Source organism: Paraburkholderia sacchari (genome assembly GCF_000785435.2).
Taxonomy (GTDB): domain Bacteria; phylum Pseudomonadota; class Gammaproteobacteria; order Burkholderiales; family Burkholderiaceae; genus Paraburkholderia; species Paraburkholderia sacchari.
On sequence record NZ_JTDB02000010.1, the window covers coordinates 1 to 25440 of the forward strand.

Sequence of the window (25440 nt, forward strand, 5' to 3'; positions counted from 1 at the left end):
AGCCCTTCTCCAGAATCGCGACGTTCTTCACGCCGTGCTCTTTCGCGAGGTAGTACGCGGTGGCAAGACCATGCCCGCCGCCGCCGACGATCACGACGTCGTACTCCTTCTTCGGCTCGGGGCTCCTCCACTGCCGCTCCCAGTTCTCGTGATACGACAACCCGTTGCGGAACAGACTGAATATCGAATAGTGGCTCATGGTGTCCTCCCTCAGCATTCGATCACGTTGACCGCGAGGCCCCCGCGCGATGTTTCCTTGTATTTCGTTTTCATGTCGGCACCCGTTTCACGCATTGTCTTGATGACCTTGTCGAGAGAAACGTAATGCTTGCCGTTGCCCCTGAGCGCCATGCGGGCCGCGTTGACGGCCTTTACCGCGCCCATCGCGTTGCGCTCGATGCACGGAATCTGCACGAGGCCGCCCACCGGGTCGCAGGTCATGCCGAGGTTGTGCTCCATGCCGATCTCGGCGGCGTTCTCCACCTGCTCGGGCGTGCCACCCAATACCGCTGCGAGCGCACCTGCCGCCATCGAGCAGGCCACTCCCACCTCCCCTTGGCAGCCTACTTCCGCACCGGAGATGGACGCGTTCTCCTTGTAAAGCAGGCCGATTGCAGCGGCGGTCAGAAGAAACGTTACGGCGCCGCTATCGTCAGAGCCCGGTACGAACTTCGTGTAGTACTGAAGAACGGCGGGGATGATCCCCGCCGCACCGTTGGTGGGCGCAGTGACGATTCGCCCGCCCGCCGCGTTTTCCTCGTTGACGGCCATCGCGTACAGATTGATCCAGTCAATCATCGACAGCGGATCGCGCAGGCACTCTTCCGATTGCGCCTTCAACTGCTGAAAGACGGCGGAAGCGCGCCGCCGTACCTTCAGCGGACCAGGCAGCGTGCCCTCGATCGAGCAGCCGCGCGCAATCGATGCCGCCATCACGTCACGAATCGTGAGCAGGCCCGCACGCACCGCTTCGGGCGTACGCCACGTGGCCTCGTTGGCCAGCATCACATCGGCAATCGACAGACCGCTCTCGCCGCACAGTCGCAGGAGATCCACGCCGGTCCTGAACGGATACGGCACCTCCTTCTCCCCCGGCAGACCGTTCAGGCGCTCGCCGGCATCATTGACCACGAACCCTCCGCCCACCGAATAATAGATCTGAGCCTTCAGCACGGCGCCGTTCGCATCGAGCGCCGTAAAGCGCATGCCATTGGGATGCAGGGGCAATGTCTCGCGCCGCAGAAACGCCAGTTGCGTCCGCTCGTCGAATGCGATCCGGCGCAGACCCGCGAGTTCGAGCTCCTTCGTCGCGCGGATGGCCGCGAGCCGCTGCTCCGCATAGTCGGGATCAATCGTGTCAGGCAGATTGCCCTCCAGACCGAGCAGCACGGCCTTGTCGGTGCCGTGGCCCTTGCCGGTCGCGCCAAGCGAGCCATACAACTCGACGCGGATCGCGCCTGCGCGTTCGAACAGCGGATGTTCGCGCAGATGACCGGAAAACCTGCACGCTGCAATCATGGGTCCCACGGTGTGCGAACTGGAGGGACCAATCCCGATCTTGAACAAATCGAACGCGCTGACGTTCATGGCTTCCTCACAGATCCTGGTAGACGGGGTAGCGGGCGCAGAGCCGCGCAACTTCATCGCGCACGCGGGCTTCCACCTTTGCGTCGCCCGGATGATCGAGCACGTCGCAGATCAGCCTTGCGGTCAGGGCTGCATCGTCCTTGCCGAAGCCGCGTGTCGTGATGGCAGGCGTGCCGATGCGGATGCCGCTCGTGACGAATGGCGATTGCGGATCGTTGGGCACGGCATTCTTGTTCACGGTGATGTGAACCCGGTCGAGCGCGGCGTCCGCATCCTTTCCGGTCATGCCCTTCGTCACGAGACTCACGAGGAACAAATGGTCGTCCGTGCCCCCGGAGACGACGTCGTAGCCGCGCGCGGTGAAGACCTCTACCATGGCGCGCGCATTCGCAAGCGTGCTTTGCTGGTACGCCCTGAATTCCTGGCTCTGCGCCTCCCTGAACGCGACCGCCTTGGCGGCAATCACGTGCATTAACGGACCGCCCTGCGTGCCCGGGAACACCATGGCGTTGAGCTTCTTCTCGATCTCCTCGTTCGCCCGGGCGAGAATCAGACCGCCGCGCGGGCCGCGCAACGTCTTATGCGTCGTCGTTGTCACGACGTCGGCGAACGGCACCGGATTCGGATACAGGCCCGCAGCGACCAGTCCCGCCACATGCGCCATGTCCACGAAGAGCCATGCCCCGACCTTGTCGGCAATGGCCCGGAAGCGGGCGAAATCCAGCACCCGCGAGTAGGCCGAGAAACCTGCCACGATCATGCGTGGACGGTGTTCGATCGCCAGGCGCGCGACCTCGTCGTAGTCGATGAGGCCGGTCTGCGTATCCACGCCGTACTGCACCGCGTTGAAGATCTTTCCAGAGAAAGAAACCTTCGCGCCGTGCGTCAGATGCCCGCCGTGCGCGAGACTCATGCCGAGAATGGTGTCGCCCGGCGACAGCAAGGCGAGGTACACCGCCGCGTTGGCCTGCGACCCGCTATGCGGCTGGACGTTGGCGAAATCGGCTCCAAACAGCGCTTTGGCGCGCGCAATCGCCAGCCGCTCGACCACATCGACGTGCTCACAGCCGCCGTAGTATCGCTTGCCTGGATAGCCCTCCGCATACTTGTTAGTGAGTACGGATCCCTGCGCCTCCAGCACGCGCGGGCTCGCGTAGTTCTCCGATGCAATCAGTTCGATATGCGCTTCCTGGCGCGCGCGCTCGAGGCGCATTGCCTCCGCGAGATCCGGATCGAATCCGGCAATCGTTTGTTCCCTGGAAAACACGGTAGCCTCTCCTGCTACAGCGAAAAAATGCCCGCGGCACACGCCGCGGGGCGGCGATACCCGGATCAGGCCTTGATGATGTTGTGCTCCGGACCGTACGGGAATGCGGTGATGTTGGTGGCGCCTTGTTCACCGACCACGAGGATGTCGTGCTCGCGATAACCACCGGCCCCCGGCAGCCCCACGGGGAGCATGATCATCGGCTCCATCGAAACAACCATGTTCGGCTCCAGCACGGTATCGATATCCTCGCGCAGTTCGAGCCCCGCCTCGCGGCCGTAGTAGTGGGACAGCACACCGAACGAGTGGCCATAGCCGAATGTCCGGTTCTGCAGCAGTCCGTATTCCGCGTAGATCTTGTTGAGCTCGAGCGCGATATCGCCGCAGCGCACGCCCGGCTTGATCAGTTTCAGGCCGGCTTCATGCACTTCGACATTGATCTTCCAGAGACGCAGGTGCTCATCGGCGCAATGGTCGAAGAACATCGTGCGTTCGAGCGCGGTGTAGTAGCCAGCGATCATCGAAAAGCAGTTCAGGCTCAGAATGTCGCCCTTCTGTACCTTCCGCGTCGTGACCGGGTTGTGTGCGCCATCGGTATTGATGCCCGACTGGAACCACGTCCACGTGTCCATCAATTCCGAATCGGGAAAACGACGCGCGATTTCGCGCACCATCGCCTGCGTGGAGGCGAGCGCAACCTCGTGCTCGGGCACGCCTTCGTGCACGGCGGCCGCCAGCGCCGCGCCGCCGATATCGCACACGTTCGCACCATGCTTGATGAGCGCGATCTCCTCATCGGACTTGATCATTCGCATGCGCATCGTCGGCGCGCCGATGTCGACCCATTCGACCGACGGCAGGGCCGCCTTCAGCTTCGACAGCACTTCGATGGGCACATGATCGAACTCGATGCCCACGCGGCCCTTGTTGTCGATCTCACCCTGCACGGCGCGGAAGAAGTTATCGCGCTGCCAGTCCGTGTAGACCACGTTGTAGTCGCCGACCGTACGTCGCCACGGTTGACCGCCGTCGATGTTGGCCGAGATCGAGACGACCTTCGACGGCGTGACCACGAGACCGTACTTTCTGCCGAACGAGCAGTAGAGAAAGTCCGAGTAATAGTTGATGTTGTGATAGGACGTGAAAAGCACCGCGTCGATATTCTCTCGTGCCATCAGCTCACGCAGCTTGCGCTGACGGCTTGCGTACTCTTCATCGGAAAAGGTGTGCTTCACCTTCTCGCCGTTCTCGATCCGAATCAGGCTTTCCATCTTCATGTGCTCGCTCCTGGGTGAAAAAGCGTGGTGGGTGTGAGCAGATGGTAGAAGTTCGGTATTTTGAAGAATTTCCAATATGGACAATGTAATTTGCGAATTGGCCAAATCGGGTAAACCATGAAAGCCTTCGTCGCTTTGTCTGCACGTGCGTGCACGCGCCCCAGCGCAGCATGCGCCGAGGGTGGCTCAAGGTATTCGGGAAAGGCGCTGGAGGCGAGATCCCCGCCGAAGCAGACCCTAGAGTGCGTTCTGGTAGCGACGCCGGTCCGCGATTGGCGAGATCTGGAACTGCGCCTTGTAGCGCGTGGAGAAGTGCGTCGTGGACGTGAAACCAGTGCGCACGCACACCTCCTCGAGCGAGTTTGCCGTGCGATACAAAAGCTGCCGGGCCCGCAGAAGGCGGATCTCAAGGTACGCTTCGGCCGGTGTCTTGCCGAGGCGCTCGAGAAACCAGCGCTGGAGCTGTCTTTGCGAAACCCGCAAATGGGATGCGATCTCCGGCACGGCAAGCGGCTCTTCGACGTTGCTTTCCATGAGTTGCAATGCCTCGTCCAGCTTGGCATGCTCCGCGCCGATATATTGGCGCAACGAAGTCGGCTGACGATATTCGCGGCTGCGCGGCTCCGCAACCAGCAATTCCAGAACCCGTGCCGCCAGTGCCTGGCTGCCCGGCGGATTCGCCAGCAGATGCACCATCAGATCGAGCGGCGCCACCCCACCGCTACAGGTATAGCGATCCCGGTCGATTTCGAAGAGCCGCGCGGAAACAGTCAGTTTGGGGAACTGCTCCGTCAATACGTCCCGGTCTTCCCAATGAATCGTGCAGCGATATCCGTTCAGCAATCCCGCACGCGCCAGAAAGTAGCTCCCTGTATCGAGACCGCCGAGGGACGCTCCCTTCCCCGCCTGCCGGCGCAGCCAGTCGATAACGCCGCCAATTCCCTTTCGCGGAATGGGATTCGGCCCGACGACGAACACCACGTCGAAAGGCTCGCGGTCCGACATCGAGACGTCGGGAACCACCCGAATGCCGTCACTCGATGGAACAAAGCCGTTGCCCGGACCAATCAGCGTGTAGTCGTACACGCGCCGCCCGACGACCATATTGGCTATCCGGAGCGGGTCGATGGCTGAGCTCAGCGCGATTAGAGAGAAATTCTCAAGCAGCAGGAAGCCGTACCGCATAACGCGCAGATCATGCATACCGTCACGTGTCTTTGACGGTGGCGACTGCCTGAACAGGGGCATTGTCATCGGGAAATCGGCTTGACCGAAAAATGTGGCCGGTTGGATTTCAGCATATTATCGTTGGCTCGTGAAGCACGGCAACGCCACGCAGATCGAGATGGCGCAGGCTGTGCGACTGTTTCTTGATCGGCGATGCGACGGACCTTACGCGCATGCGGCGTGTTACCGATGCCCCTTTCCGTGCAACCACGCTTCTGTTCCGAACAGCGACTGAGCGACGCTCATGGCACGCAGCAGCACCGGGCGGTTTGAAGCCTGCTCCTCAAAGCAGACTTCGGGAGGCCTGCTCCCATCTTCAGTACAGCACCGCAGGCTCTCGCCTGCGTTCGCGACACACTAAGTATTCCTACCTTTATAGAGCGCCTTTTCGCCGCGTGACCCATGTAAATGTGCGAGTGAGTGCGGCCGATATGAAATCGACACCTCCGCCCTGCGGAAACACAAATCCGTGCAAAAAACACTAAAACCAGCAGGCCAGTGGAGTGCCTACGCAAGTGGATTTTCCTCGGCGCCGAGTGGTTAAGGTCAAACTCAAGCGCGACGCGAGTTCATTGAACTGGTCCATGCCGAGAAGCGTGACGATCAGATCGCTCTTTCGGGCCGGTGGCATCGCGGCGGTGCGCGAAGGGTTGTCGATTCCCGGCGTAGGTCTTTCGCGGAGAAAGACACATGGCGTAGGTTCGCTCCCAACAGGGGAAAAACCTACGCCAGCATCGCCGACTCACACAGAGAAAGGTGAGCGGAGGCTAATCAACCCAGCGCTCGCGCCCAACAGAATATCGTTTTAAATCAGCTGCCTAGATCTAAATTCAGCAATTCCGACCGCCCCTCACCAATCCGAATATTACTTTTCTTTCATTCGTTCATTATTTTTTCGGATATGCGAAGAGGCGGATACCATCCCGCTACGAAATTCTGGAAAACGCTTATTTTTCAACCATTTAAACGCCAACCCCGGGAATTCATCCAAATATCGATCTGACTATTCGTTTTCTTCGAAGTAGTGGCGCGGCTTTGTCCAGCGGTCCGAATTCCTGAAACCTACGCCAAAACTTATGCCGCAAAAATCGAACCCAGTGGACTTTACTGGACAGCGTCCACTATTCGACATGGTGCGCTCCCGGCGCAGGCAGCAGGTCCGCAGTCGAAGTGCCCTGCCCTTGTCGATGGCGTGAACAAGTATAGGCGCCGACCCCTGTTTCAGTGTCTCGCAGTTGCGACACACCCCGCCCAAGCGCAACGCTCAGTTTGTTGTCTCGCTTGCCGGCGAATGGACCTCGAAAACCGCAATCGCGTGCCGCTGGGCGGCAACCTGCTCCCCCAGCGAGAACGCCGCTTGCGCTGCCTGCTCGACCACGGCGGCATTGTTGCGGATCACCTGATCCATACGGCTAACCGCCTCGTTGACCTGCCCGATCCCGCTGCGCTGCGCTGCGCTTGCGAAGCTTCGAAGATGCCATCGTTGATTTCGACCACGCTCTGAACCGCACGCCGCACGTCGCCCATGGCTTGCGCTGCCTGGTCCGCATGTGCGGCGCCACCCGAGATGGACTCCACCGAGTTGCGCACCAGCACCTTGATTTCCTTCGCTGCGCTCGCCGCTCGCTGGGCGAGACTGCGCACCTCCCCGGCGACGACGGCGAACCCGCGGCCGTGCTCGCCGGCACGCGCTGCCTCGACAGCGGCATTCAGCGCGAGGATATTGGTTTGAAACGCGATCCCTTCGATCACTGCCGTGATTTCCACGATCTTCGCAGAGCTCGCTGAAATCACGCCCATCGTGCCGCGCATCCGCTCGACGGCCATCACGCTCGTATCGGCCGCGAGTGACGTCGCATTGGCAAGCTCCGCGGCTTGGCGGACATGATCTGCATTGTGTTGAACCGACATGATGAGCTCACTCAGGCTCGCCGCGGTTTCCTCGAGCAACTCTGCTTGTCGTCTCGCGCCGGAAGACAAATCCGCGCTGCCTTCGGCTATCTGGATAGAAGCGCACTGGATCGCATCGCTCGATCCCTTGATCGTATGCACTGTCCCGGCGAGGTGCCGGTCCATCGTTTGCCATTTGCGAATCATGTGCATCGCTTCGATGCCGGACAGAATGCATCTTACCGCGACACAACCCAACTTGCGCCTATGCGCCGATCATCGGGTGGCTCCATAATGGCGATCCGTGACACCAGACCGATATGTAAAGGTGCGAGCAGACTGAGACAAGCGTGGAGGTTACTGAGGACCCGCCTTCTACAAGGCCAACCCACTCCAGTGGCTCGATTCAAGGGTCCACCTCGAGCATTACGCCAGCATCGCGAATCACTTGCAGGTAAGCGACCGTATCGCCCACGGCAGCGGTAGCCTGTGCCGCGAGCTTCCACACGCGCCTGGACTTTTCGGCGCTCGCCATCATCGACTCGAGAGCGTCCGAATGCGCAAACCCGTGAGCTGCCGCTACCCCGAGAACAGCATCCAGAACGCGTCGGGCCGCCGCTCGCGCGTCGACCGTCGCTCGCGGCGCCCGGTATGCAAGAAAGCCCGCCATCAGCAAAAATTCTGTCGGGCTGATGTGCTGGCCATCGCCAACAGGCACACCGTTCGCATTGCTGTGATCTAGCGCCATACATCGCCTCCCGCTGTGCAGCATTGAGCGCTGTGAACGCACGGATACGTGTCGTGACCGCCGCCGGTCGTTCCGCTTCGGTTTCCCCAGTAGCCGAGTTCGAGCGCGTCGATCGCACGCTCGTACCGAGCGTGATGAACGCTGCTTCGGATTCGTCGCAAATATAGTACAGGATGAATCGCTGTTGAAAATGGCCGCTGCGTACGATCTCTCTGTGGTGCTTGCTTAAATGCCTGTCAGGGCAAGCGGACCATCTGCTTGATTATGACCGATGCGACCACCACCGGCCAATGTAATACATTTGTAGTTATTGCCCGGTTGAAAAGCCAATTTTTTGCAATGTCGAAGCCGCAAGACGTAGTATCCTTGACCGGTCCTCAATTCCCGGTGATAGCCACAGCCTCACTGCCCCGCTTGTCTGTCCCGACAGACCCAAAGGAGAGGACGGCGTCCACAGCAGCTATGCAGCACGTGTCAATTTTTTGAAGGCATTGAAACAACTCGCGAACATCACCGATGCAACGCGAGTTCCTGCAAGTCACTGATCTCGGTCGAGCTGACTTTTTTCGAGGGCATTCATGAAAACGCTGTTTCTGCAGGCACCTTCCTATGACGGTTTTGATGGTGGAGCGGGCTCACGGTTCCAGACGAAGCGCGAGATTAAATCGTTCTGGTATCCAACGTGGCTCGCCCAGCCCGCAGCACTAGTCGAGGGTAGCCGCCTCGTGGATGCTCCCGCAGATGGTCTATCTCTGGAAACGACTCTCGACATTGCCCAGGCTTACGAACTGGTCATCATTCATACGAGCTCTCCGTCCTTCCCAAGTGACGTTCAATTCGCGGAACATTTGAAACGGCGCAAACCTTCGATCCTCATCGGGATGATCGGTGCAAAGGTAGCCGTCGATGCTCACGGCTCACTGACCGCGAGCGATACGCTCGATTTCGTGTGCCGGGAAGAATTCGACTTCACTTGTCGCGAGATCGCACAGGGCCTCCCGTTCGAGTCGATTCTCGGCCTCAGTTATCGTCTGCCCGACGGCACAATCAAGCACAACGACGCCCGGCCGATTCTCGAAGACATGGACCAGTTGCCGTTCGTTGCGCCCGTCTACAAACGCGACCTGACGTCGAAAAATTATTTCAGCGGCTACCTCAAGCATCCCTATGTATCGCTCTACACGGGCCGAGGTTGCAAATCCAGGTGCACGTTTTGTCTCTGGCCGCACACGGTCGGGGGCCATCGCTATCGCACACGCTCGGTCGAGAACGTCCTCGAAGAAGTGAAATGGATCAGGGACAACATGCCCGAAGTCAAGGAGATCATGTTCGATGACGATACCTTTACCGACCTCAGACCGAGAGCCGAAGAGATCGCCCGCGGCCTTGGAAAGCTGGGAGTGACGTGGTCGTGTAACGCGAAAGCGAATGTGCCTTATTCAACCCTAAAGGTGATGAAGGAAAACGGGTTGCGGCTGTTGCTGGTCGGCTACGAGTCCGGCGACGACCAGATCCTCGTGAACGTCAAAAAGGGGCTGCGGACCGATATGGCACGGCAGTTTAGCGAAGATTGCCGCAAGCTTGGCATCAAGATTCACGGCACGTTCATTCTTGGACTTCCGGGCGAGACGCACGAAACGATCCAGAAGACGATCCAGTACGCGAAAGAGATCAACCCGCATACGATCCAGGTGTCACTCGCGGCGCCCTATCCGGGTACGGTCCTTCATAAGCAGGCGGTCGAGAATGGATGGCTGAATAACGGCAAGGTCATCACCCTCATTAATGACGCCGGCACCCAGGCGGCAGCCATCGGCTATCCGCACCTGTCGCGCGAAGAGATCTACCGTGGCGTAGAGGAGTTCTACAAGCGCTTCTATTTCAGACCGTCGAAGATCTGGGAAATTGTCCGCGAGATGCTGATCAGCTGGGAGATGATGAGACGGCGCCTGCAAGAAGGCGTGGAGTTCTTTAAATTTCTCCGCGCCCGCAAGGCATAAGACCACAGTGCATGTTGTTGCCACACACAGCGGCAACAACATGCCATGATGTCCGCTCAGCCGGCGGTCTACCTCGATTACCCGCCCAGCGCAATGATGACCATCGTCAGGAAACGCCGAGCACGACCATCGCAAAGCCTGCTGTCATTGCACCCGCTCGGATGTAGCGCCCCGATGGTCGGTCGGGAATGGCCCATCAGGCGGATGAGGGTTCTTGCTTTCCTTAGTAATCCACCGGGTGCTCAGATGCCTTGAACGGCCATTCGACGGATCCAAACTGCCATGACGTGACCACAGAAAGTGTCGGCACGAAATCGGACCTTGGTCTTATCCGTTGGCAGCGTGGCCGATCCGCGGGCGAGACGTTGTTCCTTTTGTGTGAGTGTCCTAGACTCAGAATGGCCAACGTACGAGATCCTGCAGGAGAACTGGATGCGTGCCCTTCTCCGTCCATTCCTGATTGCCTTGCCTTTTGTGGTGGCCGGCTGCAATACGCCGCCAATTCCACCGGGGAAGCCAGTCGACATTCCTACCGCTTTGCAAAATGTCTTGGAAGGGCTATGCAAATTCAAGAAAGATGAGGCGGCCCGTGGACAGGACCGAGGCGTTGTTGTCGACTCGATCACCGTGGAGCTCGATTTGACCGTAGACGGCGCGAGGAACCCTCCCGTAGCCGTTGCGCCGGATATTCAATTCATCCCGACCGTCAGTTACGGTCAGATCATCACCGCGAACAGGGGAAGTCGACTCACGCTGACACTGAAGAAGGGCAGCATACCCGCCGAATGCGATGGCGATCAGCCAGCGCACCCGTGATCTTCTGCATGACTGGCGTTGTCAACTTGCCGAGAGTGAGACGGCAAGAGGTCAAGAGCGAGGAGTGGTCAAAAAGCAGTCGACGGATTTTCGGTGACTTCCATGAATTTGCTCCATGTGACGAACCGGGCTGCAAGTTGTTTGCGATAGAGTGAAGCGCGCAGCAAATGGCGCTCGAGTGCGAAATGTTGCCGGATCGGCCCGAAGCATGAGAGAAATCTCTGTGTACGTTTCGGGTTGCGAAAGCCCCGCATGCGCCGTTCGCGCTCTCGCGTCGGTTGATGGCTGCTCTCTGCACGGTTGTTCAGCCGGGCTGCCGCTTTGACGAACACGTGCTTCACATTCGCAAGTTCAAGGACCTCGGCTTTTGCCGCCGGATTGGTAGGAGCTCCCGTCCCCGTGGCGCCTGCACCTCCTAGTGCCATCACGATAGCCGCTTTTGCCGCAGGATGTCGAGTTCGGCGCCATGCTCGTCCACCGCACGCCACAACAGGTATGGTTCGCCACGCAGGGTGACGAACAAGCGCCGTTTCGTTTCCGCAATTTCCGCTAGCGCCCAAAATCGTGCTGATGAGCATGTCGACCCTATATCAGCGCGGGTTGCCAAGCTATCGAGCGCCCGGATATGTTGTACGCGCAACGGGGGATCAACTAACGGAGCTGAAGTATCTAAACTTTAGTCCTTGTTTTCAGGGCTGAACGCAGTTCTCGACGTTGGGATCAAGCACACGCCTATGTCGCGTGGCAACTCTATAGCTCCGGACTTGGCCCACTTCGCTGAAACGCCGCCGATTCAGCTGGCGAGCGCTCGAACCCGCCGTGATGCCGCACGCATTCTTCGGCCCTTCTGCTTCTCCAGCCACTGCAGCGATTCCTGCACGATCTCGGCCGGAATCTCGTTGAATGACGCGCCGCGAATGAGTGTCTCGCTTGCGGCAATGTCATTGAACTGTCCCAGCATGTTCTGCACGGACGTCAGGTCCTTGATTGTACGATCGTGCCCGCCTTTGATAACGGGTTGAAAAAACTCGAGCAGGTAGCGCAGCTTTTTGCCCGCCTTTCGAACATCGTGAAGATTTTCCTCGTGGGCGGTCTGATTTTCCTCTTGGGCCGTCTCACTGCGTGCTGCGCGCCGGCTACGCTTTTGAAGTGCGCGCTGAGCAAGACGAACGCGCTCCTCGGCGAACGCCCGCACGGGAAGATCGTCGCAACTCGACTGCAGCGTGGTTTGCGCGCGAAGCAGGACATCGTTGAGGAACGCCTCGACATCGTCGCTTTTGATCATCGTCTGGCTGTGCAGTACCGCCTGTGCGCGCTTCTCGCGCGCCGCGGCCACGAGCAGCGCGATCGATGCGCGTGACTCCTGGGCGGCTTCCAGAAGATCGCCTGCGATGTCCCAGTCACGCGTTCCGCCTGCCAGCGCAGCAAGACGTTTGAATTCTTCGGTGGCTTGCGCGGTTGCTTCTTTGCCGAGATAGGGGGAGTACGCCCAGTACAGGGCACGAAGCTTTCTGAAGGCGACCCGAAGCTGATGAAACCCCTCAGCATCGCTCTGGGTGGACAGCTCTTTTACTCTTTGCACTGCTTCGGCCACCACCGGCGTCGCCAGTGATGAGAAGGTACTGGCAATGGAGCTCGTTTTCGAGAGTGATGAATCGACCGGCCGCTGGTCGATTTTGAAGAGCGTGTTTGGCCGCGGCAAGGGCCAGTCACCATCCATATCCATTGGAGCCTCGCGTCGTACAAAAGACACATTTGGCCGAGACCATACCATATGGAACATCGCGCGCCCCGATCTTTGTGATCATTTGATGAAGCGCTTTTGAGGTGTTGCGCAAATGCCGCTTTCACCTCACAACATTGCCGACGTTCTGCGGTTCTGTATTAGGATACCGGTCTATATTAAGCACGGCCGGATACGATGGCGCATCGTGTGCCTCGAAAAAACCTAGGGCATAAGCAGGAGGTCGGTTTGAAGAAACGCGCCACCGTGATCTGTCGCAGAGGCAAGCGGATCCTCCTGGTTGCACGTAGTCAATCGAAGTGGGCATTGCCGGGCGGGATCCTCAAACGTGGGGAACATCGCACGGACGCCGCGCTTCGGGAACTCAAGGAAGAAACGCGGTTATCCGGGAAGTCAGCCAAGCACCTTTTCGATTTCCGTGGCAAGCAGAAGCACCATCACGTGTTCACATGCGAAATCCCAAATCGCGCCAAGGCTCGCCCAAGTAATGAAATAGCCAGGTGTCGCTGGTTTCACCTCGACGACATCCCACGTCTCATGACCAGCGGGCCGACGACCGATATCGTGAAACTTATGAGTCAACGGATCAGGAAGTAGCCCGATCATCGACCTTAATGCTCGACACCCTGCCAATATTCCGCCAAGGGATAGCGTTCGGTCATCCGAACGATCGGCGGCACTTGGTGAAGCAAAACTAAAGACGCTGTACTTAGACGTTTGAAAGAATCACGCGCCTACCTGGATCCCGGACGCTGCCTTCCGCGACTGTCGCAATAATGCGCTCCCGGTTCAGTTGAAACGCAAGGCGAAGTTGCGACGCAGACCGATCCTTGGCGCCGAGACACTGCATGGCCACGCCCGCTGGCACGGCATAAGAGCAAAACCCCCAGCCGGGCCCGAACGCTGAAAAGTGTATCTCGCCGTCTGCGAGCGTCGGTTGCGAAAGCTTCAGTTCCGTATTCCACACTACTGAAGAATCATCCATTTTCGTGCTCCAAAAGCGACATCGGATTATTCCAGCTTTTCGAGGATTAAGCACCCGCTGTGGCACACCGATGCGTTCGAACACGCTCCGTTGTCAGTCGGCAAAAGAAGCCTTCGCCGGTCGCATTGTCGGGCGTACACCCTTTGCGCGACATCGAGCGAATTAGCTTCGCGTCGCGCATACGTGAGAGCCACCCCGTCCAGCGATCGTGAGCACTGCGATAGAAGTGGACGACAGGCCGTTCGTCGCAATCGGGCACCGTCTTGATAGCCGCATCCAACATGATGTTCACAAGCTCGGCAACCGGACGCGTGCCTATTGACCAACTGGTTACCAGCCCATCGAAACAGTCGATTATGGGCGACTGATACACCTCACCAGCCGAAATCGGGAACTCGGTGATGTCAGTGAGCCACTTCTCATTCGGGGCAGCCGCCTTGGAATCGGCGTTGATGACTTTTTCCTGGCGCGGGGTTGATCTCTCGCCGTGCTTGGTAATTACCTGGGAATCGAAATTTTATCAGGAAGCCGTGCACCTGGTTCGATACCATCCATCCGGGAACGCAGATGTGGATCAGCGCCACATCCGGTGAGAACGCGCAGACGGTTCGGAGAGCAGCCTCGCTGACTGGACCGCATGCGTGCGAGACTTCATCTGTTTCAGAAGAGCCTCAGGCCTTGTTGCCGAAAGCGCGTGATCGTCAACGCCTGGCGCGCGAAACCGGTTGAAGCTCATCAAATTGTGTGTCCTGCGGCTTTCTGAAGGTCGGTTGCAAGGCGCAACGAGCGGCACGCCGAGGGTCAATGTACTGACTCCACGCGAAATTCAACGGACGACACCTGGGCAGAACATGGTAAGCAATTCCCGACCGCCTTTTGCTACGCAAAAGTAGGGGCCCGGATCCGTGCGTGCTTGTCCACAGTTTCGGTCGGCAAGCGTCTAGAAAGCCTGCAGGACGGGCGCTTGTCCCGGAGAAAAGCAAGGCATTTGCGCTTTCGATTGCGAAGCTGGTCCGTACGGCCCGCACTTCGATAAACCGTATATACTATTTTCTCCACGCGACAGGAGAGAACCAATGACCACACCAGAAGTCAACGTGCCGCCCCCGAAGAGCAACGCCGACGTGGTGCAGGCGCCCGCAAAGTCGGACGGAAAGGCCAGCAAGACGACGCGATCGAATGCTTCGGCCACGCCCAGGACCAAGGCCCGGACAAAGGCGTCGGCAGCGCCGGCCAAGACGCCGAAGAACGCAGGGAAAGAAGCCGCGAAAACGCCCGCGGTAGAGATGGCCGCAGCGGACAACGCCGCCAGGAACCAGGCGACGCCCGAGTCGAAACCCAAGCGCGCGAAGAAGGAAAAGGTCGTGCGCGACAGCTTCACGATGCCTAAGTCGGACTACGCGAAAATCGCCACACTCAAGCAGAAGTGCCAGGATAACGGCGTGCGCGTGAAGAAGAGCGAACTGCTGCGCGCCGCGCTCACGATGCTGGAGGCCGCGCCCGATAAGCGCCTTGTCGAGGCAATCAAGGCGCTGGAAACGGTCAAGACCGGCCGCCCGGCGAATACCTGATCATCGCCGATCAGAACAGGTTTCTGAAAAGCCAGTAAAACTTGGTCGCGTGATTGACCTGCTGCATATAGCCGTCGATGATGGTCTGATCGTCTGCCGTGAAGTCGGGCTGTCCGGACTTCTCCATCAGACGGATTGCTTCAGAAACCAGATACATGTTGTTGTGGACATTGTCGACCAGGTCTGGTGGCACGGCGCCTATCGATCCTGCCGATGCGACCTGCTGGGCGAGGGTATCGGTGAGTTGCTGAATTGCGCGCAGTGTGGCTGGCGTAAGCTGGCGGCTTCGCACGTATGCTTCGACATTCGCACGAGGATCGGTGGGGGCGGGCGTGCCACCAGCGTATCTGCCTAGCACTGCCGAAGCCTGATGAGCAACCGCCACGAAGGTGTGCGTCTGTTTTGGTGTTACCGCCTTGTTCAGGACGTAGGTGGTCGGCACCGTCCCGATCAGGATCAGCCCCATCCCCTTCTGCCCGTCGTTTGACCCATGCGCGAAAGAAACTCCCGTGCCGGTGAGGATCAGCAGGCTCCGAATCCAGAGCGGAGGAGGCTTGTTGCCGACCGGTTCTGCGTAGAGCGCAGGAACACGGACTACCGCCTTCAGCACCAGCAGGAGTAAGCCCGCGAACACGAAGCCGACGATCGGCGAGAATAGCAGCGATTTACCAACCCCGAGCGCCTGGGACCAGTCGACGCCACTGGAACCCGAAGGTCCGCGCATCAGCTAGTTCATCAGGCCGACACCGAAAATGGAACCGATCAGGGTATGCGAGCTGGAAGACGGCAGGCAAAAGTACCAAGTTGCTCGCGTCGTCGTACGCCTACGCCATGATGTGAACACCACCGTCCACGTAAAGTGTTTCGCCTGACAAACGCCGCGCATAGGGCGTCGCGAGGTACGCGCAGGTGAAGCCGACGTCCATGATGTCGACCAGTTCGCCAAGCGGTGCACGTTCCGCCGCCTGGGTGAGAAGCACGTCGAAGTCCTTCAAGCCGGATGCAGCGCGTGTTTTCAGGGGCCCGGGCGAAACGGCGTGCACACGGATCTGCTGCGGACCCAGTTCATACGCCAGATAGCGTGCGCACGCCTCCAGCGCCGCCTTCACCGGACCCATGACGTTGTAGTTGGGGACCACCTTGTTCGCGCCGTGATAGCTCATCGCGAACATGGAGCCGCCCTGCTTCATCAGTGGCGCGGCGAGCCGGGCCATCCGCACGAATGAATGGCATGAAATGTCCATGGCCGCTGCAAAGCCCTCAGCGGAGCAGTTGAGCAGCCCGCCCTGCAAATCGCTCTTTGGCGCCCACGCGACGGAATGCACGAGGATGTCGAGTTCGCCCCATACACTCGCAATCCGCTCGAATACCGCCTCCAGTTCCTCCTGCTTCGAGACGTTGAACGGCATAAAGATAGGCGCCTCGAGGTCTTTCGCCAGCGGCTCCACGTATGACCTCGCTTTCTCGTCGGCATAGGTGATCGCGAGATCGGCGCCCACTTCATGGAACGCCTTCGCGCATCCGTATGCAATCGAATGCTCGTTGGCAATACCCGTCACCAACGCCTTCTTCCCGCTCAGCACCGGATGTTGAACGCTCTGGCTCATCAGACTTCTCCCTGGCAATCGGATAGATTCACGCAATGCCCGCCGCTTCACGCGTATGGCGGGCGATCATGAGTTCTTCGTTGGTCGGGATGACCCAGACCGAGACCCTGCTCGACGCCGTGCTGATACAGGGGCCGCCCGCTTCATTTGCCCTGGTGTCGATTTCCAACCCGCACCAGCGAGCCTGTTCGCAGGCTCGCCGCCGAATCTCCGGCGAGTGCTCGCCGATGCCCGCCGTGAAAACCAGCGCGTCGAGCCCCCGCAGGGCGGCGGCGAGCGATCCCAGTTCGCGTCCAATGCGATACGCGTACAAGTCGATGGCAAAGGCCGCGCGCGCGTCGTCGCTCGCCAGCAGCGTACGCATGTCGCCGGAAATACCCGATACCCCCAGCAGCCCCGAGCGACGGTACAGCAGTTCCTCGACGCCACGCGTATCCATTTTCAGTTCATCCTGCAGATAAAGGATGACGCCAGGATCGAGATTGCCGCTGCGCGTGCCCATCGGCAGCCCATCGAGTGCGGTGAAGCCCATCGTGCTCGCCACGCTCCTGCCCGCCTCCAGCGCGCACATGCTCGCGCCATTGCCGAGATGGGCGACGACAGTGCGGCCTTTCGCTGCGTCAGGAGCGACATCGGGCAGCATACGCGCGATGTACTCATAGGACAGGCCGTGGAATCCATATCGCCGCACGCCTTGTTCGGTCAACGCTGCCGGCAGCGCAAACGTCGAGGCAAGCGCAGGCTGCGTCGCATGAAACGCCGTGTCGAAACACGCAACCTGCGGCAGCTCCGGGTTGCGCTCCGCGATGACACGAATCGGCTTCAGGTTGTGAGGCTGATGCAGCGGAGCGAGCGGCGTGAGCTTGTCGAGTTCGTCCAGCACACCGGGTGTGACGGCCACGGGCTTCGAGAATCCTTGGCCGCCATGCACCACGCGATGCCCGACGGCGACCAGGCGGTTGCCGTCGCGATGGCTGCGCAGGAACTGGGCGATGTGAGCGACCGCCTCTTCATGCCTGAGGGGCTCATTACCCCAATCATGCTTTCCGGTCTGCTCGCCTTTTCCATCGAACGCGACGAAACGTGGCGCCGAAAGCAGCCCTTCGATCTGGCCGCGCATGACGAGCGGCAGATCGTCCGGCTGCGCATTGAAAGCGCTGAACTTGATGCTTGACGAACCGGCGTTGAGAACGAGGATGACGTCGGCCATTGCGCTACCCCCTCATCCGCGCATCTTCCCTGCGCTTCTCGGCCGCGAGCGATGCCACCGCGCACGAGGCAAGCCGCGTGACGATGGAATCCGCGCGGCTTGTCAGGATCACAGGCACCCGCGCTCCGAGCACGATGCCTGCGGCATCCGCGCCGGCCAGGAACGACAGACTCTTGGCAAGCATGTTGCCGGCCTCCAGGTCGGGCACCATGAGCACATTCGCGCGTCCCGCCACCGGCGAATCGATACCCTTGATGCGCGCGGCCTCGGGATCGATGGCATTGTCGAGCGCCAGCGGACCGTCCACCAGCGCGCCGGTGATCTGGCCACGGTCGACCATCTTGCACAGCGCAGCGGCTTCGATCGTGGAGGGCACCTTGGGATTGACCGTCTCCATCGCCGAGAGGAGCGCCACCCGCACTTCCGGAAAGCGCAGCGCGTGACCCAGATCGATGGCGTTCTGCAGAATGTCGGCCTTCTCGGCCAGCGTGGGCGCGATGTTGATCGCCGCGTCGGTGATGATCAGCGCGCTCTCGTGCCGCGGCACATCCATCACGAAGCAATGGCTCACGCGGCGCTCCGTTCTTAGTCCGCCTTCGCGACTCACTACCGCGCCCATGAGTTCGTCGGTGTGCAGGCTGCCCTTCATCACCGCTTCTACGCGCCCTTCGTGCACCAGTTCGACCGCCCGTGCCGCGGCGGCGTGACTGTGCGGCGCATCCTCGATCGCGCAGCCCGTGATATCGAGGTTCTCTCTTTCTGCAACCTCTTCGATGCGTCCGCGCGGCCCCACGAGAACCGGCGCAATCAGGCCGAGTTCCTTCGCCTGCAACGCGCCTTCGAGAGCACTTCGATCGCAGGGATGCGCCACTGCGGTGGCCAGTGGCGGCAGAGACCGGCAAATGGCAATCAGCCGGTCATACTTTTCGTGTTCACGATTCACGACGCCTCCTTGAGATTGGGTGCCACGCGCTTGGGCGGCGCCTCCGGCACCTGACGCAGCGTTGCGATGGACCGTGCCGCCTGCGCACGTTCAAGCGGCAGGGACGCACGGATCCTGTCGAGCATGCTGAGCTGGGCTGCGGTCGGCCCGGCCTCCTGGACGCGCTGGTCGGCCAGCAATTTTTCGGCCAGATCAAGCAGCTTTTCCCGGTCTTTCGGGTCTTCCAGCAGTTGCGGCAGCGTGGCGAGCGCCAGTTCCGGCTCGTAATGCACGATGATTTCCTGCTCGCCCCGCACGCGCCTCCACTGGTCGCTAGCAAGCTGGGGCACATACGCCGCGTAGTCCTTCGCGAGTTCGCTGCGCAGGGCAAGCCGCGCGAGCGGAAGCGGCTCGCCCCGGCGCGCGAGCAGACAAGCCGCGCGAGCAAGCGCCTCGGTGTAGCCGCCTTCGGTCATCGACGCCAGCGCATCCCTCACGTAGGGCAGATCGCGGTGATCCCCGGCCGCTGCAGCGGGTCTGGCTTGCGCCTCATCACCTTGTTCGACGGAGTACATGTTTCCGTAGAAGGAAAAGAACGCGCTCTCCGTCATGGCGTCGCGCATCGCTCGATAGAGGTCGAGCGACGCACTGATCATTTCCGAGCCATAATGTTCGACCGCCCTGATGCTGGTTTCCTCCGGGGCTCCGGCATGCCGTTTCGCCTTGACCGCCTCGGCGGCAGGCCCAAGCCATGCAAGCCACGGATTCAAATCCGAAAACGCCCACCGTTGCGCGCGCAACGGATGGAACTGCCGCTGCAGGTTCGCCGTCGTTTCGTTCGACAGCGCCTGCACCCACGGTTGCAGGAAAAGCTCGTACGCACGCTGATTCAATTCCGATACGCGCTTGACGGCCTCGAACGGCTGTTCGTCGGCGCGCTCGAACCGGTTCAGGCGCGCGGCGACGTCTTCGAGGCGATACTCCCTGAACGACACGTCGTATTCCAGTTTGCCGTCCGCGCCGCGCTGCTCGGCAATCTCCATGCCGTACAGGCCGGGCGGGAAAGCTTCGATCGCTTCGAGCACGGAGGCGATCTGCTGGTGTTCCTTCCTCGCCACCTTGCCCGACACGAAGATGCCGAGATGGCCGATGGACTGGTGCACGAGCCCGACGATCACCTGACCGCGCGCCTTGATCTCCTCCGTGCTGGCGTAGATATCGGCGACCCAGTTGAAGGCTTGCTGAGGCGGCGTGATGTTATCGCCAAGCGAGGCGAACAGGATGATCGGCGACTTGATTGCCCGCAGGTCGAAGGCCGTGCCGCCGAGACCCCGCACTTCGCCCGACCAAAGCTTGTTGCCGACGAACAGGTTGCTCGTGATCCACTCGATCTCCTCGCGGTTCATCAGGTAGTAGCCGCCCCACCAGCGCTCGAAATCGAGGAAGCGCGGCGGCTCGGTATCGACGTTGTCGAACAGGTGATAGTACTTGTCCCACAGGCTGTTGGCGGGGTTGAGGTTTTCGAAGTTCTGCACGAGATGGGCGCCGTCGAACTTGCCGTTGCCCAGATCCGCGGTCAGCGACGCGAGCCATGTGCCGCCCAGCATGCCGCCCGAGTAGCGCATCGGATTGTCGCCCTCGCCTTCGCTCCACGCGCCGCTCCAGTAAGACATCGGCGCACCGTTGATGACGAGCGGGCCGGTGTGGTCCGGGTCGGAACTCGCCAGCATCATGGCGGCCCAGCCGCCCTGGCAGTTGCCGACGATCGCTGGTTTCTCGCTGTCCGGATGCAGTTCGCCGACCTTTCTGATGAATTGCTGCTCGGCCTCGCAGACATCGAGCAGCGTCTGGCCGGGCTCCGGGTCGCGAAAGAAAATGACGAAATACACGGGGTGGCCGGCTCTGAGCGCGACACCAGCCTGCGAGTCGTCCTTGAATCCGCCGATGCCGGGACCGTGGCCCGCACGCGGGTCGATGATCACATAAGGACGCTTGCTAACGTCGACTACCACGCCGTCCGGCGGCAGCAGCCGCACGAGCGCGTAGTTGACTGGCCGAGCCAGCGTGCGGCCGTCGATCACGAGTTCGTGGTCGAAATGGAGGACGGGTTGAAGACCGTTGCGCGCCTGCTCGACGAAGCCGTTTCCGCGCTGACGCAGGGTGTCCCAGAAGAGCACGGAACGCTCGGCGACATCCATCGCGTAGCGGTAGCCGGCCCAGGGGTCCAGCGCGGTTGCCCATGCGGGGCTGGGCGAAGCGGGTTTGTCGCTCTCGCCCAGCCGCCGGGCCGCGTCCGCTAAACGCTGACTGAATTGAGTCTGCGCTAATTCCGATCGCCTTGCGAAGAGCCGGGCGACTTTGCCGCCGATTTCCTGAGAACGCGCATATTGATTGGCCAGGTCGGTCATGGCATCACCTTTTTGTCCGCGAACGAGTGAAAAAAACACATCCGCTGCCTCGATTGAATGAAAGGAATGCTTGCGAATAATCTGAACAGTCACGCGCATAGTGGCAAAGGCGAACATGGATGCTTTCCATGTAGACACTGGCAGACGCGTGTGACAGATTCGTTACGGCGCTGCGCCAAGCCGCAGACGATTACGTTTGTACGAACTGAATGGTGCAGCGCCGCGCGTGCTTTCTCTATAGGACCATCGGCCCATATCCTGCCGATGCCGACTTGTCGTAATGGAAATTCACGGAGCACATGGCTGCGCCAGTGTGGATCGCCCGCTTCCCGTCAATTGCGGTCGGCGCTCGCGACGGCCGATAATGAGCGCTGGGACTACCGTGGCACTATGCGATACGTTGCTGATCATCGTCGCTATTCGAGATGATGATGCCGACCGGCCGGCTAGTTGCCGCGCGGCCCAGGCTGCGCCCGCGCAAGCCATTGCGTCACAAGCCGCGACGCGACTGCCCCGTTAGCGCGGGAGGTCACAATAGGGGCGGATCTTGGAGGCGCAATCGCAGGGCGTTCGATCAGGCACCTAGTGTGTTCCGTCCCGGAAACAACTTTGCATAGCCGAGCCACTTTTTGGAGAATTGAATCGGCAGTCGCGGTCCATACGAACCGCTGCAGCGCGTCTCGAGAGCTATGTACGCGCGGCCGGTGAACTGTCGCAAAGTCAGAGCGCGATCAGCAGACAGGTTCAAACGCTCGAAGACCAGTTCGGCGTGGCGCTCTTTCGTCGTGAGGGGCGCTCCGTCAAAATGACTGAAGTGGGCCGACGGTACTTCGCCGAGTTGAGCGGTGCGCTGGGGCGCATTCGCGGCGCGACCTTGCAGCCGATGTCCCAACAGGCAGGTGCCGGTACGTGCTGCGGTTGGCGACCTTGCCCACATTCGGTTCCAAATGGCTGCTTCCACATTTGCACGAGTTCTGTGCCGCGCACCCGGGCGTGAACATCCACGTTCATTCGCGAATCGGCACGGTCGATTTTCATGGTGACGACATCGACGCGGCGATCACGGTAGGAGCCCCGGGCTAACGGCGCACCGCCTCTACAACGAGTTCCTCATTGCCGTTGCCAGCCCTGCCTCGCTTACCGGATCCGTTGACGGGCGACGCAGCAGACGCTATTGGGCGTCACAAGCAACCAGCAAGCTTGGGCAGAATAGTTCTCGCACTACCACCTCGATCATCGCCAGATGCGGATTGGCCCGAGCTTTGAATTGACATTGCATCTGATACAGGCGGTTCGCGCTGGCATGGGAATTGGCCTCGTGCCGAAGGCGCTGCCCTCGCTCGTCGCATTTCGCGACTGGCTATTGCAATCATGCTGACAACGAAAGTTCGGACTTCGGTTTCGCGTTTGTTACCGGCACCCACTTTGCGCCTCTGACCTGGTAGAGCGTAAAACTCGGCTTCAAAAGATCGCCATGCTGATTGAACGAAATCTTGCCCGTGATCCCCTTGAGTTGCGCCTTGCGCAGCGGGGGCTTCTCCGGCGGCTTCCACTCCACTGTCGTGCCGGCGCCAAGCTATAACGCGGCGGCGATCAATAACTCGAAGTCCCCCCCAACCTGACGAACTACTCCGGATCGGCGCGTTTCATCGCATCGATGGCGACCCATGCACAGTCATAGGCGAACGGTGCATAAGAGCGGCTAACACAAGTCATCAACGAAGCGCGAACAGATAACGGCGGCAGCCAGGGACAGCAACGCAACATGAATGTCGAGACGACGCTCGAAACGAATGCGCAGTTTGCCGAAACCGGCAAACCAGGCATGCGTGCGCTCGACTACCCAGCGATGTCGGCCAAGCCGCTCCTTACTTTCCACTCCACGGCGAGCAATGCGGGCCGTGATGCCGCGCTGCCTCAGGTAACGACGGCAGCGTGCAAAGTCATAACCTTTGTCCGCATGCACCTTGCCCGGGCGTTTGCGTGGCTGTCCGTTCAGGCCCGGCACCGCAGGAATGGCATCAAGCGTGGGCTCGAATGCCATCGAATCGTGTCGGTTGGCACCCGTGACCGTGATGGCCAACGGAACGCCGCGCGCATCTACGACGATGTGCCGTTTCGACCCGAGCTTGTGGGGCCGGTTTCCTGGCCCCCCCGGGGGCTGGAAACACTGGCCGCATCAAGACTTGCCCGTTCCCAATCAATCTGGTCATGCTCACGCAATCGGCGAAGCATCGCCAGATGCAGTTTCTCCCACACGCCTGCGGCTTGCCAGTCGCGCAGCCTTCGCCAACAGGTCATGCCGCTGCCGAAACCCAGTTCTTTCGGCAAGTATTCCCATGGAATGCCTGTCTGCAGGACATACAGGATGCCGTTCAATGCCGCGCGGTCGTCCACCGTCCGGCGTCGCCCGCCTTTGGGCGACGGCGTAAACACCGGAATCAGTGGTAATGCCGTTCAGTTAAGCCTGAACGGCATTTTTGTTTGTGCAGTAAGAAGTGGTTGTAAACGGCACGCCAAGCTGTTAACTTGGCGGCGCGATGCTCTCCAGCCACCTGACTTTTCTGCTTGAAGCGCAGCAGCCGGCCGATCTGAGTCGACTGGCCGAGCATCTGCCGTATGAGTGGATCGAGCGGGCGGTTCAGGCCGCAGGGGTAGCAAGCATCCGGCGCCGACGGCTGCCGACGGAACAAGTGGTCTGGCTCGTGATCGCCCTGGCGATGTACCGACACTGGTCGATCAGCGAGGTCCTGGATAACCTGGATTTGGCGCTGCCCGACCACACGGCGCCGTTTGTGAGCAAGAGCGCGGTCGCGCAGGCGCGCCAGCGCATTGGCGAGGCGCCGCTCGCATGGCTGTTTGAACGAACGGCACGCGCCTGGAGCACGCAGGACGCGGCGCACCACGGGTTCAAAGGATTGAGTTTGTGGGCGATGGATGGCACCACGCTGCGCGTCCCCGACAGCCCCGCCAACCGTGAGCACTTTGGCGCGCAACGCTATGCCAGTGGCAAGGTGGCCAGCTATCCGCAGGCCCGAGCGGTCACGCTGACGGCCATTCCGACGCATCTGGTTGCCGACATTAACTTTGGCTGCTACGACACCAACGAAATGGTGTACGCGAAAAGCCTGCTGCCGCAGGTGCCGGACGATTCGCTCACGGTGTTTGACAAGGGGTTTCTGGCCGCTGAGATCCTGTGCGGCCTGACGATGAACGGCCGGAATCGTCACTTTCTGATTCCGGCCAAGTCCAATACTCGCCGGGATCTCATTGCGGGCACCGCTGAGGACGCGACGGTGCGCATGTGTGTCTCCGCGCCGGCACGCAAGAAGTGTCCCGCACTGCCTGAATTCTGGCAGGCGCGGGCGATACGCGTCATCGATGCGCGCGGGTGCGAACGCGTGCTGCTGACTTCACTGAGCGATCGCCGACGCTCCAAGCCGGCCGATATCGTTGCCTGCTACGAGCGCCGCTGGCAAATTGAAACCAGCTACCGTGAGCTCAAACAGTCGATGCTGGGGATGGAGTTGGCCCTGCGCAGCCGCACGGTCGAAGGGGTGTATCAGGAAATCTGGGGGGCGTTGATTGCCTACAACCTGATTCGTCGCGAAATCGCCAATGCCGCCTTCGAAGCCAAGCTCGCACCGACGGATATCAGCTTTGTGCGGGCCGTCCACACCATCCAGCACGAGATGATGTGGGCCGCCGTCACACCGGCCTTTGCCAAGCTGCCCGCATGCCTTCAGCGACTGCGGGAACGTCTCAAGGCGTTGCCCATTGAAAAACGACCCGGCCGCGCATGCGACCGGGTCGTCAAATCTCGCCCTCAACGCTATACCGTTCGATACCTGAAAAAGGACCTTAACGGCATTACCGGCACGACGGCATTCAAAAAGTGGCTCGCCATGCGCGCCACAAACCGCCTCAATCGGTCGTGGTACAGCACCGCGGCACTGAAAGGGTTCGATGCTCAGAAAGTAATGTTGCTTCTGTACCCTCTTCTATCCAGTCAACTGGTTGCCAGTTTCGTGGCTGCTCGGCATTGGAGGATGCCGGTGACATTCACGAAGCTGCGAAGCAGGATAGATAGTTGATGGAAATGGCGACTATCGGACTGTTCAATCGGCATTATCATCAGCAATACGAATCGAATTGACGTGACTGTTCATGGCGCACTGCGC

At 60.3% G+C, this 25440-nt stretch carries 19 protein-coding genes and 6 pseudogenes; 7 read left to right on the forward strand and 18 right to left on the reverse strand.

Going from position 1 to position 25440, the window contains the following annotated elements:
- The 8 genes from NH14_RS27105 to NH14_RS33925 all read right to left on the reverse strand — a co-directional run.
- Positions 1 to 199 (reverse strand): FAD-dependent oxidoreductase (locus NH14_RS27105; protein ID WP_168727161.1); only part of this gene is annotated, 199 nt, incomplete at its 3' end.
- An 11-nt stretch (positions 200 to 210) separates the two neighbouring features.
- Positions 211 to 1587 (reverse strand): L-serine ammonia-lyase, encoded by a 1377-nt coding sequence (locus tag NH14_RS27110; RefSeq protein WP_035535179.1) that lies wholly within the window; start codon positions 1585 to 1587, stop codon positions 211 to 213.
- A gap of 7 nt (positions 1588 to 1594) precedes the next feature.
- Entirely contained in the window at positions 1595 to 2854 is a 1260-nt protein-coding gene (glyA, locus tag NH14_RS27115; RefSeq protein ID WP_035535176.1) for a serine hydroxymethyltransferase, read from the reverse strand.
- A gap of 65 nt (positions 2855 to 2919) precedes the next feature.
- The gene (locus NH14_RS27120; protein WP_035535174.1) at positions 2920 to 4131 is read right to left on the reverse strand and encodes a M24 family metallopeptidase; all 1212 of its coding nucleotides are present in this window, start codon (positions 4129 to 4131) and stop codon (positions 2920 to 2922) included.
- 237 nt (positions 4132 to 4368) lie between these two features.
- On the reverse strand, positions 4369 to 5334 hold the full coding sequence (locus tag NH14_RS27125; protein WP_035535171.1) for a GlxA family transcriptional regulator: 966 nt from the start codon (positions 5332 to 5334) through the stop codon (positions 4369 to 4371).
- A gap of 1288 nt (positions 5335 to 6622) precedes the next feature.
- On the reverse strand, positions 6623 to 6766 hold the full coding sequence (locus tag NH14_RS27130) for a hypothetical protein (protein ID WP_161790907.1): 144 nt from the start codon (positions 6764 to 6766) through the stop codon (positions 6623 to 6625).
- A complete protein-coding gene (locus NH14_RS33245; protein WP_052148626.1) occupies positions 6754 to 7455 on the reverse strand; it encodes a methyl-accepting chemotaxis protein in 702 nt (233 codons plus the stop codon). The genes NH14_RS27130 and NH14_RS33245 overlap by 13 nt, the downstream gene beginning before the upstream one ends.
- Positions 7456 to 7654: 199 nt before the next feature.
- The gene (locus NH14_RS33925) at positions 7655 to 7783 is read right to left on the reverse strand and encodes a hypothetical protein (RefSeq protein WP_269151859.1); all 129 of its coding nucleotides are present in this window, start codon (positions 7781 to 7783) and stop codon (positions 7655 to 7657) included.
- Between the two features lie 21 nt (positions 7784 to 7804).
- Here NH14_RS33925 and NH14_RS33700 point away from each other — a divergent pair, with 21 nt between their 5' ends.
- The 3 genes from NH14_RS33700 to NH14_RS27150 all read left to right on the forward strand — a co-directional run bounded on the left by NH14_RS33700 (position 7805) and on the right by NH14_RS27150 (position 10812).
- Complete coding sequence (locus NH14_RS33700) at positions 7805 to 7990, forward strand: hypothetical protein (RefSeq protein ID WP_237179783.1); 186 nt, start codon at positions 7805 to 7807, stop codon at positions 7988 to 7990.
- Positions 7991 to 8574: 584 nt separating this feature from the next.
- Positions 8575 to 9996 (forward strand): hopanoid biosynthesis associated radical SAM protein HpnJ, encoded by a 1422-nt coding sequence (gene hpnJ, locus NH14_RS27145; protein ID WP_035535167.1) that lies wholly within the window; start codon positions 8575 to 8577, stop codon positions 9994 to 9996.
- Between the two features lie 432 nt (positions 9997 to 10428).
- The gene (locus NH14_RS27150) at positions 10429 to 10812 is read left to right on the forward strand and encodes a hypothetical protein (RefSeq protein WP_035535164.1); all 384 of its coding nucleotides are present in this window, start codon (positions 10429 to 10431) and stop codon (positions 10810 to 10812) included.
- 68 nt (positions 10813 to 10880) lie between these two features.
- On the opposite strand, the pseudogene NH14_RS33705 reads toward NH14_RS27150, so the two are convergent.
- Together NH14_RS33705 and NH14_RS27160 are read right to left on the reverse strand one after the other, a co-directional pair.
- Positions 10881 to 11335: pseudogene (locus NH14_RS33705) on the reverse strand (DDE-type integrase/transposase/recombinase); the annotation flags it as partial.
- Between the two features lie 270 nt (positions 11336 to 11605).
- On the reverse strand, positions 11606 to 12538 hold the full coding sequence (locus tag NH14_RS27160) for a CHAD domain-containing protein (protein WP_035535162.1): 933 nt from the start codon (positions 12536 to 12538) through the stop codon (positions 11606 to 11608).
- A 246-nt stretch (positions 12539 to 12784) separates the two neighbouring features.
- Here NH14_RS27160 and NH14_RS27165 point away from each other — a divergent pair, with 246 nt between their 5' ends.
- On the forward strand, positions 12785 to 13153 hold the full coding sequence (locus tag NH14_RS27165) for an NUDIX hydrolase (RefSeq protein WP_035535159.1): 369 nt from the start codon (positions 12785 to 12787) through the stop codon (positions 13151 to 13153).
- A 112-nt stretch (positions 13154 to 13265) separates the two neighbouring features.
- On the opposite strand, the gene NH14_RS27170 is transcribed toward NH14_RS27165, so the two are convergent.
- The gene (locus NH14_RS27170; RefSeq protein ID WP_152617370.1) at positions 13266 to 13541 is read right to left on the reverse strand and encodes a hypothetical protein; all 276 of its coding nucleotides are present in this window, start codon (positions 13539 to 13541) and stop codon (positions 13266 to 13268) included.
- An 85-nt stretch (positions 13542 to 13626) separates the two neighbouring features.
- Positions 13627 to 14004 (reverse strand): annotated as a pseudogene (locus NH14_RS27175) (transposase); the annotation flags it as partial.
- A gap of 613 nt (positions 14005 to 14617) precedes the next feature.
- Between NH14_RS27175 and NH14_RS27180 the strand changes: the two are divergent.
- Positions 14618 to 15112 (forward strand): hypothetical protein, encoded by a 495-nt coding sequence (locus NH14_RS27180; protein ID WP_035535157.1) that lies wholly within the window; start codon positions 14618 to 14620, stop codon positions 15110 to 15112.
- Positions 15113 to 15149: 37 nt separating this feature from the next.
- Here NH14_RS27180 and NH14_RS27185 read toward each other — a convergent pair.
- The 5 genes and pseudogenes from NH14_RS27185 to NH14_RS27205 all read right to left on the reverse strand — a co-directional run.
- Positions 15150 to 15920: pseudogene (locus NH14_RS27185) on the reverse strand (inorganic phosphate transporter); the annotation flags it as partial.
- Between the two features lie 16 nt (positions 15921 to 15936).
- A complete protein-coding gene (gene fabI, locus NH14_RS27190; protein WP_035535154.1) occupies positions 15937 to 16719 on the reverse strand; it encodes an enoyl-ACP reductase FabI in 783 nt (260 codons plus the stop codon).
- Positions 16720 to 16747: 28 nt separating this feature from the next.
- Positions 16748 to 17929 carry an acetate/propionate family kinase gene (locus NH14_RS27195; protein ID WP_035535151.1) on the reverse strand — a complete coding sequence of 394 codons (1182 nt, stop codon included), beginning with the start codon at positions 17927 to 17929 and terminating at the stop codon, positions 16748 to 16750.
- 4 nt (positions 17930 to 17933) lie between these two features.
- The gene (locus NH14_RS27200) at positions 17934 to 18872 is read right to left on the reverse strand and encodes a phosphate acetyltransferase (protein WP_035535148.1); all 939 of its coding nucleotides are present in this window, start codon (positions 18870 to 18872) and stop codon (positions 17934 to 17936) included.
- Positions 18869 to 21259: a DUF3141 domain-containing protein gene (locus tag NH14_RS27205; RefSeq protein ID WP_168727164.1), complete on the reverse strand. Its 2391-nt coding sequence runs from the start codon at positions 21257 to 21259 to the stop codon at positions 18869 to 18871. Before NH14_RS27205 ends, NH14_RS27200 begins: the two co-directional genes overlap by 4 nt.
- 613 nt (positions 21260 to 21872) lie before the next feature.
- On the opposite strand from NH14_RS27205, the pseudogene NH14_RS27210 reads away from it, so the two are divergent.
- Positions 21873 to 22637 (forward strand): annotated as a pseudogene (locus tag NH14_RS27210) (LysR substrate-binding domain-containing protein).
- A 324-nt stretch (positions 22638 to 22961) separates the two neighbouring features.
- On the opposite strand, the pseudogene NH14_RS27215 reads toward NH14_RS27210, so the two are convergent.
- Positions 22962 to 23704 (reverse strand): annotated as a pseudogene (locus NH14_RS27215) (IS5 family transposase).
- A 95-nt stretch (positions 23705 to 23799) separates the two neighbouring features.
- Here NH14_RS27215 and NH14_RS27220 point away from each other — a divergent pair.
- Positions 23800 to 25125, forward strand: a pseudogene (locus tag NH14_RS27220) (IS4 family transposase); the annotation flags it as partial.
- Between the last annotated feature and the right edge of the window lie 315 nt (positions 25126 to 25440).